This is a genomic window from Coraliomargarita parva (assembly GCF_027257905.1).
GTDB classification, from domain to species: Bacteria; Verrucomicrobiota; Verrucomicrobiia; order Opitutales; family Coraliomargaritaceae; genus Coraliomargarita_A; species Coraliomargarita_A parva.
This window is the reverse complement of sequence record NZ_JAPZEI010000013.1, coordinates 36,164-50,189: the sequence shown is the minus strand read 5'-3', so window position 1 is coordinate 50,189 and position 14,026 is coordinate 36,164. Positions and strand designations below refer to the sequence as shown.

At 58.3% G+C, this 14,026-nt stretch carries 12 protein-coding genes; 5 read left to right on the top strand and 7 right to left on the bottom strand.

Going from position 1 to position 14,026, the window contains the following annotated elements:
* Window positions 1–109 precede the first annotated feature (109 nt).
* The gene (locus O2597_RS16725; RefSeq protein WP_269526649.1) at window positions 110–2,086 is read left to right on the top strand and encodes an ATP-dependent helicase; all 1,977 of its coding nucleotides are present in this window, start codon (window positions 110–112) and stop codon (window positions 2,084–2,086) included.
* Between the two features lie 81 nt (window positions 2,087–2,167).
* On the opposite strand, the gene O2597_RS16720 is transcribed toward O2597_RS16725, so the two are convergent.
* Genes O2597_RS16720 through O2597_RS16710 form a run of 3 tightly spaced genes read right to left on the bottom strand, consistent with a single transcriptional unit; the run spans window position 2,168 to window position 4,852 of the window.
* Window positions 2,168–3,760: a putative Na+/H+ antiporter gene (locus O2597_RS16720; RefSeq protein ID WP_269526648.1), complete on the bottom strand. Its 1,593-nt coding sequence runs from the start codon at window positions 3,758–3,760 to the stop codon at window positions 2,168–2,170.
* A 58-nt stretch (window positions 3,761–3,818) separates the two neighbouring features.
* Entirely contained in the window at window positions 3,819–4,238 is a 420-nt protein-coding gene (locus O2597_RS16715; RefSeq protein ID WP_269526647.1) for a hypothetical protein, read from the bottom strand.
* Between the two features lie 53 nt (window positions 4,239–4,291).
* Window positions 4,292–4,852 carry a hypothetical protein gene (locus O2597_RS16710; protein ID WP_269526646.1) on the bottom strand — a complete coding sequence of 187 codons (561 nt, stop codon included), beginning with the start codon at window positions 4,850–4,852 and terminating at the stop codon, window positions 4,292–4,294.
* 128 nt (window positions 4,853–4,980) lie between these two features.
* Between O2597_RS16710 and leuS the strand changes: the two genes are divergently transcribed.
* Genes leuS through O2597_RS16690 form a run of 4 tightly spaced genes read left to right on the top strand, consistent with a single transcriptional unit; the run spans window position 4,981 to window position 9,777 of the window.
* Window positions 4,981–7,560 (top strand): leucine--tRNA ligase, encoded by a 2,580-nt coding sequence (gene leuS / locus O2597_RS16705; protein WP_269526645.1) that lies wholly within the window; start codon window positions 4,981–4,983, stop codon window positions 7,558–7,560.
* Window positions 7,560–8,384 (top strand): FecR family protein, encoded by an 825-nt coding sequence (locus O2597_RS16700; protein ID WP_269526643.1) that lies wholly within the window; start codon window positions 7,560–7,562, stop codon window positions 8,382–8,384. The genes leuS and O2597_RS16700 overlap by 1 nt, the downstream gene beginning before the upstream one ends.
* Before the next feature lie 4 nt (window positions 8,385–8,388).
* The gene (locus O2597_RS16695; RefSeq protein WP_269526642.1) at window positions 8,389–9,267 is read left to right on the top strand and encodes an LpxI family protein; all 879 of its coding nucleotides are present in this window, start codon (window positions 8,389–8,391) and stop codon (window positions 9,265–9,267) included.
* A 3-nt stretch (window positions 9,268–9,270) separates the two neighbouring features.
* The gene (locus O2597_RS16690) at window positions 9,271–9,777 is read left to right on the top strand and encodes a type II secretion system protein (protein WP_269526641.1); all 507 of its coding nucleotides are present in this window, start codon (window positions 9,271–9,273) and stop codon (window positions 9,775–9,777) included.
* A 77-nt stretch (window positions 9,778–9,854) separates the two neighbouring features.
* Here O2597_RS16690 and O2597_RS16685 read toward each other — a convergent pair whose 3' ends face one another.
* From O2597_RS16685 to O2597_RS16670, 4 genes are all read right to left on the bottom strand, one after another.
* Entirely contained in the window at window positions 9,855–10,700 is an 846-nt protein-coding gene (locus O2597_RS16685; protein WP_269526640.1) for a hypothetical protein, read from the bottom strand.
* A 79-nt stretch (window positions 10,701–10,779) separates the two neighbouring features.
* Window positions 10,780–11,316: a hypothetical protein gene (locus tag O2597_RS16680; protein ID WP_269526638.1), complete on the bottom strand. Its 537-nt coding sequence runs from the start codon at window positions 11,314–11,316 to the stop codon at window positions 10,780–10,782.
* 69 nt (window positions 11,317–11,385) lie between these two features.
* Window positions 11,386–12,279: a hypothetical protein gene (locus tag O2597_RS16675; RefSeq protein WP_269526637.1), complete on the bottom strand. Its 894-nt coding sequence runs from the start codon at window positions 12,277–12,279 to the stop codon at window positions 11,386–11,388.
* Window positions 12,280–13,123: 844 nt separating this feature from the next.
* Window positions 13,124–13,975 carry an SCO family protein gene (locus O2597_RS16670; protein WP_269526635.1) on the bottom strand — a complete coding sequence of 284 codons (852 nt, stop codon included), beginning with the start codon at window positions 13,973–13,975 and terminating at the stop codon, window positions 13,124–13,126.
* Window positions 13,976–14,026: the final 51 nt, after the last annotated feature.

Here is a 14,026-nt window from a genome sequence, read left to right as displayed (position 1 = left end):
TCGCACGGCTCAATCAGTGCGACGACGAAATACGCCGAATACCGAAATTCGTTTGCACCCTCCCCGCCCCTGACTTCTCATTCCCCTTTTTCGACCACGGACCCAGACCATGCACCCAGACTTCGCTCCCATCGATTTCAAAGCCGAGCTCAACGACGAGCAATACGCCGCCGTGACCGCCGATCCGGGACCGGCTCTGGTATTGGCAGGTGCCGGATCGGGCAAGACCCGCACCCTGACCTACCGTGTGGCCTACCTGCTCCATACTGGGATCCAACCCTATGAAATCCTGTTGCTGACCTTCACAAACAAGGCGGCCCGCGAGATGTTGGAACGCGTGGAGGAATTGACCGGCATCGCCCGCCACCAGCTCTGGGGCGGCACCTTTCACAGTATCGCACAGCGCATTCTCCGCATTCACGGGGAAAAAATCGGACTGAAGCGCCACTATACCATCCTCGACGAAGGCGAAGCCGAAAGCCTGCTCAAAAATGCGATCCAGGCGGTCGACCCAAAGTTCATCAAGGGGAAAAACAACCCGAAGCCGAAGGTCGTGGCCAACATGATCAGCTACGCCCGCAACACCTGCAAGGGCGTCTACGAGGAAGCGGACGAGCACTTCCCTTTCATCGACGGGATGGCGCAAAAGATCGAAGACTTCCACAAGACCTACCAGAAAATGAAACTGGAGCAGCAAGTCGTGGACTATGACGACCTGCTCGAGTTACTGCTCAAGCTACTGAAACAGGAACCGGAAATTGCCGCCCAATACCAGGAGCGCTTCAAACATATCCTGGTCGACGAGTTCCAGGACACCAACCGCCTGCAATCCGAGATCGTGGATTGCTTCGGCGCCCATCACCAGATCATGGCCGTGGGCGACGACGCCCAGTGCATCTACACCTGGCGCGGGGCGGACTTCGACAATATCATGCGCTTCAACGAACGCCACGAGGGCGCGGAAGTCCACAAGATCGAAACGAACTACCGGAGCAGCCCCGAGATCCTGGACTTTGCCAACGCGGTCCTCGGCAACCAACCGGCCGGCCTCGGCTACGCCAAGGAGCTCCGCGCGGTGAAGCCCTCCGGCGAAAAGCCCTACTTCATTCCCGTGATGGACGCACGCGGACAGGCCAGCTTCATCCTGCAGCGAATCCAGGGGCTGGTCGATGAAGGCCGCAACCTCTCGGACATCGCCATTCTCTACCGCGCCCACTACCAGGCGATGGACCTCCAAATGGAACTCACACGCCGCAATATTGATTACCAGATCACCAGCGGTGTCCGTTTCTTTGAGCAGGCCCACGTCAAAGACTTTACCGCCCAGTTGCGCTTCGCTTCGAATCCGGCCGACGTCTCCGCCTTTGCCCGCTTTGCCTGCCTGCTGCCCAAGGTGGGCCCGAAAACCGCGGAGCGACTCCACAAGCTGACCAAGCAACTCGCCGAGAAACAGCAAAAGAACTTCTGTGACCTGCTCGGTGCGCCTGAAATCCTGAAAAAGGTACCGGCGGATGCCCAGGAGGAATGGCCCTCCCTGGCGGAAACGATCCGCGAGCTCTCCATCGCGATCTCCAGCGACGCGCCCAAGGCGGTGGTCCAACTCGCCCTCGACGGATGGTACGGCAGCTATATCCGTGAAATTTATCCGAACTGGATGGAGCGTGAAGATGACCTGCAGAGCCTGGTCAGTTTCGCCAGCCGCTATGAGACGATGGCAGAACTGCTGGCCCAGCTCGTCCTGCTCGCCTCGGAAAGCAATGAACGCAGCCCGGAGGAGATGAAGGACTGCCTGCGTCTGACCACCATCCACCAAGCGAAAGGGCTCGAATTCCCCGTCGTCTTTGTCATTGGTCTGGCCGACGGGCTCTTCCCTCTGAAGCGCACGATTGACGACGGCGACATCGAAGAGGAGCGACGACTGTTCTACGTCGCCGCCACCCGCGCGATGGAGGAACTCTATCTGAGCTACCCGATGCTGAACCAGCAGGGCAATAACGTCATGCGTCTGAATCCGAGCCGCTTCGTGCAGGAAATCGATTCCAGCCGCTACCAGACGCTACGGGTGGCGCCATCACGAAGTTGGTAATACCGCTTCAGTCCTGCGGTCCGGATCGGGAGTGCGGGATCGTTTTACACCTTCGGTCGACCGGCTTAAGCGGGTCGACTACTACCGAAGGTGCGGCAAGAGCATGAAGACTACGATCATAACAAGCGTCGGGAACAATGCGCTGAGCAACAGCTTAAGAGGCGAAACCCCGCCATCGAAATACTTGCTGAGGATACTTTGACCGGCCGGATTCGGCGCGTTCGCGATCACGGTCAAACCACCACCGGTCACAGCACCAGCCACAACCGCATATTGAAGCGCAAGCGCATGTGCGGTGTCGGCCGCCAGGTGCTGGTCGAATGCCGGCACCTGCGAGGCAAGGAAGGTAATCGCCGCATTGTCGTTAAATGCAGTCAAGCAGGTGGCCCCGAGGAAAAGCGGCACCTCTCCGAGTGCCGAGAGCACCGGAGCAATCCACCACCCCTGAAGCCCCCCATGGGTCACCAAGCCGGCGAGGAAGAAGCCGACTAGAAGCGGCCCCTTCAGGTTAATCGCATACTGATGGTGATCCGTCGCAATCGTGAATGCGATAAAGCAGAGGAAGGAACCGATAAACAGGGCCGGATGGTGCAGCGTAAAGACCGTCCAAGCGAGAAAAACAAGGTGAACCGCAATGATCCAAAACGGTGCCGGTTCTTCTTTCTCTTCCGTCCCTTCTGCCGCCATTTCCGAAGCCTTCGCCGTGAGACTCGCAAAATTCTTACGAAACACAAAGAAGTAAACCAAAGTCGCGATGACAATACCAAGGGCCGCGCGCCAGCCAAAGTGTTCCAGCATGTAGGGCATATTCCACCCCCACTCACCTGCGACCATCAGCACGGGCGGCGCAGCAAAGTGCGTCAAGGTGCCCCCGACGGAAACGTTGACGAATAACAAACCGAGGGTGGCGTATTTGAAAGTCGGCGTCGGGTTGTATTGATAGAATTGGTGGCCGAGCAAAAGGGCCGCAATCGTCATTGCCGCCGGCTCTGTAATAAACGAGCCCAAGAGCGGAGCAATGATCAGGATCGAAAGCCACCAGGCCGCCGGGGTGCGCTTGCCGATGCTGGCCACCGCGCTCAAGGCCCGCTCAGCGAACAGCACAACCGGACGGGAGGAAGCGATCGCCATGATAATCACGACGAAAACCGGTTCCGTGTAGTTGCGGGTATCGATATAGTGCGTGGTAAAATCCCATCCATGAATGAGCGTAATGCAGACCAACAACGGGAATACCCATATGCCAAAAACCGCTTCAACCTCTCCCAGGAAGTGAAACATGGTGGCTTTAAAACTGACCGGATCCTTGTTTCCGACGAACTTGTAGTTCATCGCCTTGATGCGCTCGTTGTGCTCGTGTTCGATTTGATGTGCCTTTTTCAGGATCGGCCCGGCGGCAAAGGTATGCAGGATCGCGCCAAAGAAGAGCAGCGTGGCGATGATGTTCATCGGCTCGGCTTTGGCCCGGACTTTCAAGGTCTCGATCAAGCCGAGGTCTTCATGCGCAATGCCCAATTCTTGGGCCCGTTCCTCCTCCAGATGCGTGTAGGCATCGAGCTCCAACGGAAACACGATATCCGATGCATGGTCACCGCCGCCGGCCGCATGGAGGCTCGGAAGGGTGATTGGCAGGAATGGTAGTAGAAGTAGTAGGAAGAGGCGTAGTTGCTTCATCGATTAGATGTCCTAGCGCATTGTGTGCCGCTTGAAAGAAAAAAAAATCTTTTATAACTCATTCACGGACTTGCATATAGGTCGATCCGTGCAGTTCACCGCGGTCCAGCCAGCCGATCAGATTGTTTGCGGACCGGATCCCCAGTATTAATCCGACACAAAGAACAATTGAGAGAATCGAGAACCCACGCAGACCGACCCTCCGTGACTCACGTGCCGCACGTAAGAATGCCCGCGATTCCACCACCAGCCAGCAGGCACAATAGGCAAAGCTGCCGACCTCTACCGGCCGGTAATAATGCGCGATGTAGTCCCGGAACCACCCGGGATACTCCTTCTTCAGGAGGCTGTAGGTTGCCGGGCTCTGCCAGAAGCCCCAGTACTCCTTGAAGCAGGTCATGAACAGCAACCAGGACAGGCAGCCGAGCAAGAGGAGATAGAGGACGACACGCTGGAACGCTGTGGGCCTGAAGGTCATGGCGAAAGTAAAGCCCCAAAGGCGAAAGACGCAAGCATGGGACGGGGTACCGACTACTCCTCGCCGCCGGCTCCGGCACGCTGCACCGGCACCTCTCCGTCGGGGCGATTCCGGCGAAATTGATAGCGGTTCAGGTCACGCAGGGACATGGTCTCGGCCATTTCGCTGAATCGCGTGGTGTCCTGCAGCATCATCTGGTAGAGACGCTCATCCTTCACTAATTCAGCGGTGGTGGAGGCCTCAATCCCGGCATCCTTGTGCAATTGCGTCATCCGCTCATTCCAGCGCGACAGCTCGGTTTGAAAGGTCTTTTTGTCCTGCAGCTTTTTCTCGAAGACCTTGTGCTCGTTCTGCCCGGTCACGGCGATCGGTGCCTTTTTATTACCGAGCGAGCTGTAGTGCTTTCCCCACTCCTGAAGCGGAAAACTCTTCTGCATCAGGCTGGTATTCTTCTGCTTGCCCCAGTCTTTCTTCTGAATCTTCGAATCGGTCAGCGACTTCGCCCGGCTCTCCTTCAAGCCGTCGAGGGACAGTTGCGGAGCAGCCGGCAGCCAGGTGGATACGGCCAGAAACGCAAGAATGACGAGAAAAACTAGGGCAACACGGTCTCTCATTTGGGGTCGCACATGCAAATCAGCACTTCTGCAGACGTCAAGTGCGAAGCCTGCCTAGAGCCGTCTCTTCGATGCTTTGTGGCGTTGACGCCCCCGAAGTCAGGCTTCTAAATCCGCCGTTTCTAAAAATGGCAACTCCAAGCAAAGATTACGACTTTTCCGCAATTGAACCGAAGTGGCAGGACTTCTGGGCCGCAAAAGGCACCTATGAGGCCAAGGACTTCGAGGACAAACCGACCTTCTACGTCCTCGACATGTTTCCCTACCCCTCCGGAGCCGGCCTGCACATCGGGCACCCCGAAGGCTACACCGCGAGTGATGCGTTGAAACGCTTCAAGAAGGCACAGGGCTTCAATGTGCTCCACCCGATGGGCTGGGACGCCTTCGGACTGCCGACCGAGCAGTATGCGATCAAAACCGGCACCCACCCGCGGATCACCACCGCCCAAAACGTGGCGAGGTTCAAGGAGCAGCTCAAGCAACTCGGCTTCGCCTACGACTGGGAGCGAGAAGTCAACACCACCGATCCAGGCTATTTCAAGTGGACCCAGTGGATTTTCCAGCAGCTCTTCAAGAAAGGCCTCGCTTACGTCGACGAGAAGCCGGTCTGGTTCTGTCCGGACCTCGGCACCGTGCTCGCCAACGAGGAAGTCCTCAACACGCCCGAAGGCCCCCGCTCCGAACGCGGCAATTTCCCGGTTGAACGCCGCCCCATCCGCCAATGGGTCCTGCGTATCACCGAATATGCGGAACGGCTGATCGCCGGCCTCAAGGATCTCGACTGGCCCGACTCGACCAAGCGCCTTCAGGAGAACTGGATCGGCCGCTCCGAAGGCGGCGAGATCACCTTCGATGTCAGCGGCCACGACGCGCAACTGACCGTCTTCACCACCCGCCCCGACACGCTCTACGGCGCCACCTACATGGTCATCGCACCGGAACACCCGCTGGTCGGCAGCATCACCACAGCCGGGCAAAAGGCTGCGGTCGACGCCTACGTGCAGAAGGCCAAGAGCAAGTCGGACCTGGAACGTGCTGAGCTGAGCAAGGAAAAGACGGGCGTCTGGACCGGTGCCACCGCGGTCAATCCGGTCAATGGCAAGGAAATCCCCATCTGGGTGGCCGACTACGTCCTCATGACCTACGGCACCGGCGCGATTATGGCCGTGCCCGCCCACGACGAGCGGGACTTCGAGTTCGCCAAGGAATTCGGCTTGGAGATCATCCAGGTCATCGACGACAACGGCGACGGCAATAAGGACGAAGCAGGCGCCCTGACAGAAGCCTACACCGGCCCGGGACTGCTAATCAACTCCGGCGAGCAGAGCGGGAAAGACTCTGAATCCGCCAAGAACGCGGTGATCGGGCAGCTCGCGGCGGACGGACGCGGCCAAGCCACCGTCAATTTCAAACTCCGCGACTGGCTCTTTTCCCGTCAGCGTTACTGGGGCGAGCCCTTCCCCGTACTCTGGGTTACCGAATCCGACTACGCAGGTTTCGACGACAGCCTAAAGTCGGTCGAGCGCCCGGTCAGTTGCCAGATCGACGGCGAGACCCGCTTTGCCGTTATCCTGCCGGAGTCCGAACTTCCGCTCGAGCTGCCGGAGGTCGAGAGCTACACGCCCTCCCCGGATGGCCAAAGCCCGCTCTCCAAGGCCGACGACTGGCTCTATGTGTATGTCGATCCGCAAACCGGAGCGACCTCCAAGGAGGCCCGGGACGGCTGGGTGCAAGCGGTTCGTGAAACCAATACCATGCCGCAATGGGCCGGCTCCTGCTGGTACTACCTGCGCTACGTGGACCCGAAGAACAGCAGCGCCCTGATCGATTCCGAAAAGGAGAAATACTGGGGCACGCCCGACCTTTACATCGGCGGTGCGGAACACGCGGTGCTCCACTTGCTCTACGCCCGTTTCTGGCATCAGGTGCTCTTCGATTGCGGCGTGGTCAGTGACCCGGAACCCTTTAAGAAACTCTTCCACCAGGGGATCATCCTCGGTGAAGACGGCGAAAAGATGTCCAAGAGCCGCGGCAACGTGGTCAACCCCGAAACCATCATCGAAGGCTACGGGGCCGACGCCCTGCGTTGCTACCTCATGTTCCTCGGACCGCTTGAAGCGATGAAGCCCTGGAATACCAAGGGTATCGAAGGTATCGCGCGATTCCTCCGTAAGATCTGGCGCCTCGTCGTCGGCGAAGATGGTGAGCGGCAGGCCAACATCGCCAGCGACAATAAGCTGGACGCCGAATCCGAGCGTGTCCTCCACGCCACCATCAAGAAGGTCACGGAGGATTACGAAGCCCTCGGCTTTAACACCGCCATCTCCCAAATGATGATCTGCGTGAACCAGCTGGGCAAACAAAACGCCCTCAGCATTGAAGCCGTCCAGACGCTCCTGCAACTGGTCGCGCCTCTGGCGCCGCATATCGCGGAAGAGCTCTGGGAACGCCTCGGTCACAGCGGCAGTATCGTGGATGCGGGCTGGCCGGCTTGCGACGAGTCCAAGCTGGTCGAAGACACAATCAAGATCGTCTTCCAGGTGAACGGTAAATACCGTGGGGACGCCCAGCTTCCCGCCGATGTGTCCAAGAACGATGCCATTGCCGCAGCCAAGGCACACGAGCGCGTCATTCCACACATCGAAGGCAAGGAAATCAAACGGGAGATTTACGTCCCCGGAAAGATCGTCAATATCGTCGCAGTCTAATGCGCCCCCCGCTCCCCATGCTCCGCCGTCTCGGCAGCCTCATCGGCCTCATGGCACTTTGCCTCTCGGTCGCCACCGAGGCCAGTGAGACGCCGGAGTTGAAAGGAATTGCCTGTTTCACCACCGTCCAGGGGGATGTCCGCCTGAGCCCGGATGAAGGCAAGGCATTTCGGCCGGAGCTGCATCAGGTCGTGCCACTCGACGCAAGCGGCCTCGAGACGGGCCATGACAGCTTCACCGCCATGGCACTCTCCAACGGACTGGGCGTCGCACTCGCGCCGCTCAGCGAGGCGAAGGTGCTGCGCTACCGGCAGAATCCGTTCCGCACGGAAAAAGAGAGTTTCAGGTATGAACCCTCCGTATCCGAGCTGCGCATACGCCTCAACCGGGGGACGCTCGCCATCAGCTGCGACCACTTGTCCCCCCTGTCCGAGGCACGGATCGAACTGCCATACGGCAACGTACGGATCCACGCCGCGGCCTGTGTCATCGCACTCGATGAAGCCGGCATCCACATCACCAGTTACCGGGGTAACCTGACCTACTACTATCCGGGCGATGCCGGACGCGCCTTCATCTCCAGCGGACAAAGCGTACGCATCAGCGAAGCCAGTGCAGGGATCGGCGAACTGGCCGGCCAAAGCGGGATGGAAGCGCTCCCGGAAGGTTGGAAACAGATGAGCGAAAGCGCAGCCTTTGCTTCAAAGCGTGTCTATTTCAAATCGACGGGAGAAACGGCGCAGCAGCCGGCCGAAGCGATCCTCGTCGTCCGTCCCGGCGCTTACGAGAAAGCATCTCCCCGCCCCTACAGATTCAAAGAGTAGTCCGATGCCCGACCTCCCATCCCAGTATCTACCCAGTGATTTCTCAGCCCGCCCGATCGGATTGATCGCGGGCAAGGGCCGCTACCCCATCCTCGTAGCCGAATCCATCCGCGCCGCCGGTATCCCCCTGCGCGTGATCTCTTTCAAGGACGAGACGGAAGGGGCGCTCATACAGTCCATACCTGCGGCCGACCATATCCAGATCAAGGTCGGTCAACTCGGCAAGTTGCTCAAATCCCTGCAGAAACTCGGATGCGGGTATGCGCTCATGGCCGGGCAAATCACGCCCAAGCGGCTTTTTCACGGCCTGCACCCCGACCTGAAAGCACTCACTCTGCTCAACAAGATCAAGGTAAAGAATGCGGAGACCATCTTCGGAACCATCGCCTCGGAAATCGAAGCCATTGGTATCCGGATGCTGGATGCACGCTCCTTTCTTGATGCGCATGTCGCCGACGAGGGCCTCATGACCGGAGGCAAGCTTCAGGCAGCCGAAGAATACATCCAACACGGAATCGAAATGGCCAAAGGGATCGCCGACCTGGATATCGGGCAAGGCGTAGTGGTCCGCAAAGGCACCGTCCTCGCCGTCGAAGCCTACGAGGGCACCGACCCCATGCTGAAACGGGCCGGCAGCTTCAAGACCGACGGCCTGATATTCGTCAAAACCGTAAAACGCAGGCAGGACTACCGCTTCGACGTGCCGGTCTTCGGCGAACGCACCCTCGCGATCATGCACGAAGCTGGTATTCGAACTGCTGCCTTGGAAGCCGGGAATGTCCTCATCCTCGACAAAGCGCAAATCATCGGCCAAGCTCGCAAGTTAAAGATAGAACTCTACGGCTATTCACCCGCTCCCCACACAAGCCATCTAACAAGCTGATACATGTCACAACCATGCCTACCGCAACAGGCCCGACGTACAGGCGCCTTCACCCTTGTTGAACTGGCCGTCGCCGTCGCGGTGATCGGCATCCTCGCCGCCTTGGCCATCCCCTATTTCAAACGCACCTTGGACCGTTCCCGAATGAGCACCCTGGAGAACGACCTGCGCATCTACGAACAGGACTTCGACACCTATGAGTTGAAGAATGGATTTTACCCGGCGTCACAACCCACTGCCGGGGTCAACCCGGTCGGGATGGAGGGACAAATGAGCCGTGCATGGATCCTGCCGAGCCCCGTAGGCGGGACCTACCGCTGGGTCTATTCCACAGAAGAAAAACCGGAAGACCGCATCGCCTACATCGAGATTATCGGGAGTCCGGAACATCCGATCATTCTGGATACGCGACAACTCGCGAAGATCGATGACGAGCTGGATGATGGCAACATTTCAAGCGGTCGCATGGTCCTCTACGGTACCAATATCCGGTATTACTTACGCCAGTAATACCACTGCGAAGGCTTACAAATCATGTAGCGTCCGTCGTAAGCCGGATGATGGCCGAAAATACCGGAAACATGCGATTACTCGAACACCGGCTTGATCTCACCGAGCTGTGAAAGCGGGCCGTAATGCCGGGTAAACGAGACCCCGTGAAGCTTCAGGATCTGTTCGCCCAGAGGCACCATCAGATCCTTCTCCCCGGCCAGAATTGAAAGCTGGTCACCATGCAACCCGGCCCGCGCCGGAGACTCGCGAACCGGCACCAAAATGTTTTTGCCACTGGCGTGAGAGCTCCAAATCTCATATAGGGAAAAGTTGCCCGTACGTTTGAGTTCAAAGACTTGAGCCCCCTCCCGGTACTCACTGACATACACCCCGGACCACTCGGAAAGCAAAGAACGGGAACGGACAACCGGTGCCGGAGTAAAATCGGGAATCGCGACCAGGCTGGGCTGGTCCGAGAGCGTACGCCATACGGAGTAAAAGCTGAAAACAGTAACGCCGGCGAGAACGAGAAGAAACAAGCTCTTCACGAAGGGGCCCAAACCGCTCTTGCGGTAACGTACAGGACGCGGACCGGCCTCCTCTTCTTCTTCGCGTGCATTGAAAATGTCCTCCCAGGATGTATTATGGAGCAGTTGCACCACCTCATCCGCAACCACCTTTACGTTCTGCCGGCTTTGGGAATTGAGATCGGAATAAAACAGCTCCCCCCCGATCGAAGTGACATGGACACGCTTGGTACCATAGGTAACTTCAACCTCGGGGATCTCAACAGCTGGCGTCAGTGAAGTCGCGATCGCGACACGGTTAAGGACCATACAGAAATCCTCGTTGGAGTCCACCTCCGCCGTCCAGGATTCGTCACAATGGGTTTCAATCGAATAGTCCGGGTGGATATTCGATAATCTCAGGTGGTAAGCCATACAGGGTTAAAGGGACTGCTAGCCTTGCGCATCCCACACCGCCAGACAAGCATGATTTTGCATCACTGCAGAAGGCGGATTATTCCTGCTCAATCGCCTCGCTCTCCGTACCCGGCTGATGTGTCATACGGAAAAGAGTGACATCGGGGATATCAATCAGCACATGCGAGAGCATCCGCAAGACCAGGACGCCAAGCACTTGCAAACCGGTCGTCAAGATAGTCATCAAAAAGCTCGCCGCATTAAAGGTCACATACAACTGCAGGAGCGCGATGCCCACGAGTACGCCGATACTGATCCAGGCCAGCAAATTAACCAGTGCGCGGACATCCGCATAGGCGCTCGCCTCCCGGACTTGTCGTTTCAAGCGACCGGCCGGCGAAAGCGCTGGAGCGCTGCCCGGACGGCTGTGGCTGCTGCGTTGGCTGCCTCCAGTGGAAGCCGAAGATGGAGCTGCGGAACGACTACGGCGTGACCGGCCCCCGCGCCCCTCGCGCATCATTTCACGCGAACGCCGATACGCGGCATATGCCTGTTGCCATTGCTGTTCGCTGAGATCCCGCATACTCGGATCCATCTGCTCGCGGGATGCCTTGAATTCTTCAAAGTCCTTCATGTCTCATGATTCAATATATTCACCGTTCAACTGCAAACATTACTCGGTCTACGTGAGGCACACTGCCCTCTAATCCACCAACAGGTCAAAATGCCCGTACATGTCATGACCGTTCACCTGGATCTGGGCGAAAAGCCGGTACCATCCCGGATTCGGCACATTGAACAGGAACGCCAGATCGTCCGAATTGGCCGCCCCCAGCACACTGTCTTCCGGATGCATATGGGCAAAGCCCCGCCCCGCCTGGTCAAACGCGACCATGTGTCCCTTCGCTCCCATGATCATTTCAAGCTCGATCGGACCGCCGTCGGCCGCAGCCATCTCCAGGCTGAAACGGTAGTCCCGCCCCGTCTTCAAGCGCTCGGGCACACCGCCCAACCGGAAGCGCACCCCGTCAATGATGGACTCGGTATTGCGTTCGAAACGAGGCTCCGACGGCAGCCCGTTCACCTCGATCTCGCCGGTCGCAATCAGCTGTCGCCGCGTCTGCACCGGAACGATCTCCGTAAAGACCCGGTAGGTCCCCGCTCGTTGGGGCGTGAAGCTGAAATGATAGCGGCCGTTCAGTCCTTCCGGCTCGGGATGCACATGATGGTAGTCTTCCATCGCCGGGTCGATAACCATGACGTGCATCTTCTTCGTATGCGTGAGGGCCAGTTCGTGGGGAGCGATCGGGGTGCCTCCCGATGTCTCCAACACAAGCGTCACATCGACAGGATTTGCAAGCTGCGTCACCTCAGTCGTAAGCACACGCATCTGGAGCGGATACTCCAGACGCGAAAGGTCCAGAAATCCGGCATGATTGGTCGCGCAAAACTCAATTTCTCCATCGGCATTGACCACCTCCTCGTAATGGAGAAAGCCGCATTGTGCATCCGGCAGGGAACGAAGGACAAAATAGGCGGCGACAAAGACGAGCGAGATAAGGGAAATGCTGAAAACCGGCAACTGCTTGGTAGGCATGGCAGGGGTAGACATGGCCATCAATGTGCCTGCCTGTGCCTCGCTGTCAACCAAGCTAGGGCTCGGAGACTGGCCACCGAGCCGTCAAATTCCAATTTATGAAGCGGTCTGATCTTCGAAGGGAACCCCTCCGTCCGCGACAAGCGCGGACACCTCCCCTGCTGCCCGCAGGGGAGGAGCTTTTGGGGGCTCTGCGTGTGACTTTACGTCGTTGTACAGAAACAGCTCCTCCTCTTACCAAGGGGAGGTGGCTTTCGCCACGCGAAAGACGGAGGGGTTTCAGTCCTGTCGCGGCGGACCCCGCCGGAGCCTTGGCCTAGGAGGGAGGGGGTTGAGTCTTGTAGCAACGGACCCCTCCGTCCGCGACAAGCGCGGACACCTCCCCTGCTGCCCGCACCCGTCTTCGTTAAGAACTACGCCGAGGCATGGGGGAGGAGCTTTTGGGGGCTCGGCGTGTGGCTTTACGTGGTTGTACAAAAACAACTCCTCCTATTCCCAAGGGGAGGAGGCTTTCGCCACGCGAAAGACGGCATGTCCGCCGGAGCCTTGGCGTAGGAGGAAGGGGTTTGAGTCCTGTACCTGTGGACCCCTCCGTCCGCGACAAGCGCGGACACCTCCCCTGCTGCCCGCACCCGTCTTCGTTAAGAACTACGCCGAGGCATGGGGGAGGAGCTTTTGGGGGCTCTGCGTGTGACTTTACGTCGTTGTACAGAAACAGCTCCTCCTCTTACCAAGGGGAGGTGGCTTTCGCCACGCGAAAGACGGAGGGGTTTCAGTCTTGTCGCGACGGACCCAGCCGGAGCCTTGGCGTAGGAGGAAGGGGTTCTCATTCAAGCAAGGCCACCTACAACTTCTTCGCCTCTTCCAGAAACTCCTCGGTCGTCCAGCTGCTGCCTTCCTTGCGGTAGGCCACCCGGCCTTGCGCATCCACCAACAGGGTCGCCATGGTATGGTTGATTGTGCCGTCCTCTTCGACCGTCAGAATACCGAAACGGCGCAACAAATCGTCAAGCAAGTCCTCCGTACCGGTCAGCAGGTAAAAGCTCCCGTCGTCCTCAATGCCGTAGCCCTCCGCATACTGCTTCAGGATTCCGGGGGAATCATAAGCCGGGTCGAAGGTCACCGTGACAAAATGCAGGTCCTCCATGCCCAGCTCGCGGGCCTTGTCCTGCATGGCGGACATGCGCGTGGTGGATGCCGGACACATCGTCGGCATCTGGCAGCGGGTAAAGATGAAGTTCAGGATAAAAGGATGCCCGCGCAGCTCGCGGATCTGCACGAATTTGCCATGCTGGTCGATCCCCGCAAAATCAGGAATGAAATCCCCCTGGCGGGTGAACTTGCGTCGGCTCATCGTAGCCGTCTCCTGATGCAACCGTGCATTGACGTCACGGTAAGCCTTCGAACCATCGCCATCCACAGGAAAGATCTTTTCCAAATTCCAACGGCCCCCGTATTCCACCGCCTCTGCCTGAATCAGCCGCCCGGTGTAGTCGATCCCGGCATCGCCCATGCCGACCTTGAACTCGACCGTATCACCGGTCTTGAAGGCATCCGCCTTCGAAAGCGTCAGCTCCACTTTGTAAGTGCGCGAATCCGGCTGCACTTCCAGCACGCGACCGCCCACCATCGCCGCATGGGCCGTCAGCACGGAAAGAATAAGACTCAGGGGAATCAGGGGGAAGACACGAAACATAGAGTGATAATGTTCTTACCTGCGACATCTGGCAAGCTGTCGCTTGAAAAA

What these genes read in the sequence shown, in the direction of transcription:
- O2597_RS16725 (WP_269526649.1), top strand. Translation starts at nt 110, where the DNA reads ATGCACCCAGACTTCGCTCCCATCGATTTCAAAGCCGAGCTCAACGAC.
- O2597_RS16720 (WP_269526648.1), bottom strand. Translation starts at nt 3,760, where the DNA reads ATGAAGCAACTACGCCTCTTCCTACTACTTCTACTACCATTCCTGCCA.
- O2597_RS16715 (WP_269526647.1), bottom strand. Translation starts at nt 4,238, where the DNA reads ATGACCTTCAGGCCCACAGCGTTCCAGCGTGTCGTCCTCTATCTCCTC.
- O2597_RS16710 (WP_269526646.1), bottom strand. Translation starts at nt 4,852, where the DNA reads ATGAGAGACCGTGTTGCCCTAGTTTTTCTCGTCATTCTTGCGTTTCTG.
- leuS (WP_269526645.1), top strand. Translation starts at nt 4,981, where the DNA reads ATGGCAACTCCAAGCAAAGATTACGACTTTTCCGCAATTGAACCGAAG.
- O2597_RS16700 (WP_269526643.1), top strand. Translation starts at nt 7,560, where the DNA reads ATGCGCCCCCCGCTCCCCATGCTCCGCCGTCTCGGCAGCCTCATCGGC.
- O2597_RS16695 (WP_269526642.1), top strand. Translation starts at nt 8,389, where the DNA reads ATGCCCGACCTCCCATCCCAGTATCTACCCAGTGATTTCTCAGCCCGC.
- O2597_RS16690 (WP_269526641.1), top strand. Translation starts at nt 9,271, where the DNA reads ATGTCACAACCATGCCTACCGCAACAGGCCCGACGTACAGGCGCCTTC.
- O2597_RS16685 (WP_269526640.1), bottom strand. Translation starts at nt 10,700, where the DNA reads ATGGCTTACCACCTGAGATTATCGAATATCCACCCGGACTATTCGATT.
- O2597_RS16680 (WP_269526638.1), bottom strand. Translation starts at nt 11,316, where the DNA reads ATGAAGGACTTTGAAGAATTCAAGGCATCCCGCGAGCAGATGGATCCG.
- O2597_RS16675 (WP_269526637.1), bottom strand. Translation starts at nt 12,279, where the DNA reads ATGCCTACCAAGCAGTTGCCGGTTTTCAGCATTTCCCTTATCTCGCTC.
- O2597_RS16670 (WP_269526635.1), bottom strand. Translation starts at nt 13,975, where the DNA reads ATGTTTCGTGTCTTCCCCCTGATTCCCCTGAGTCTTATTCTTTCCGTG.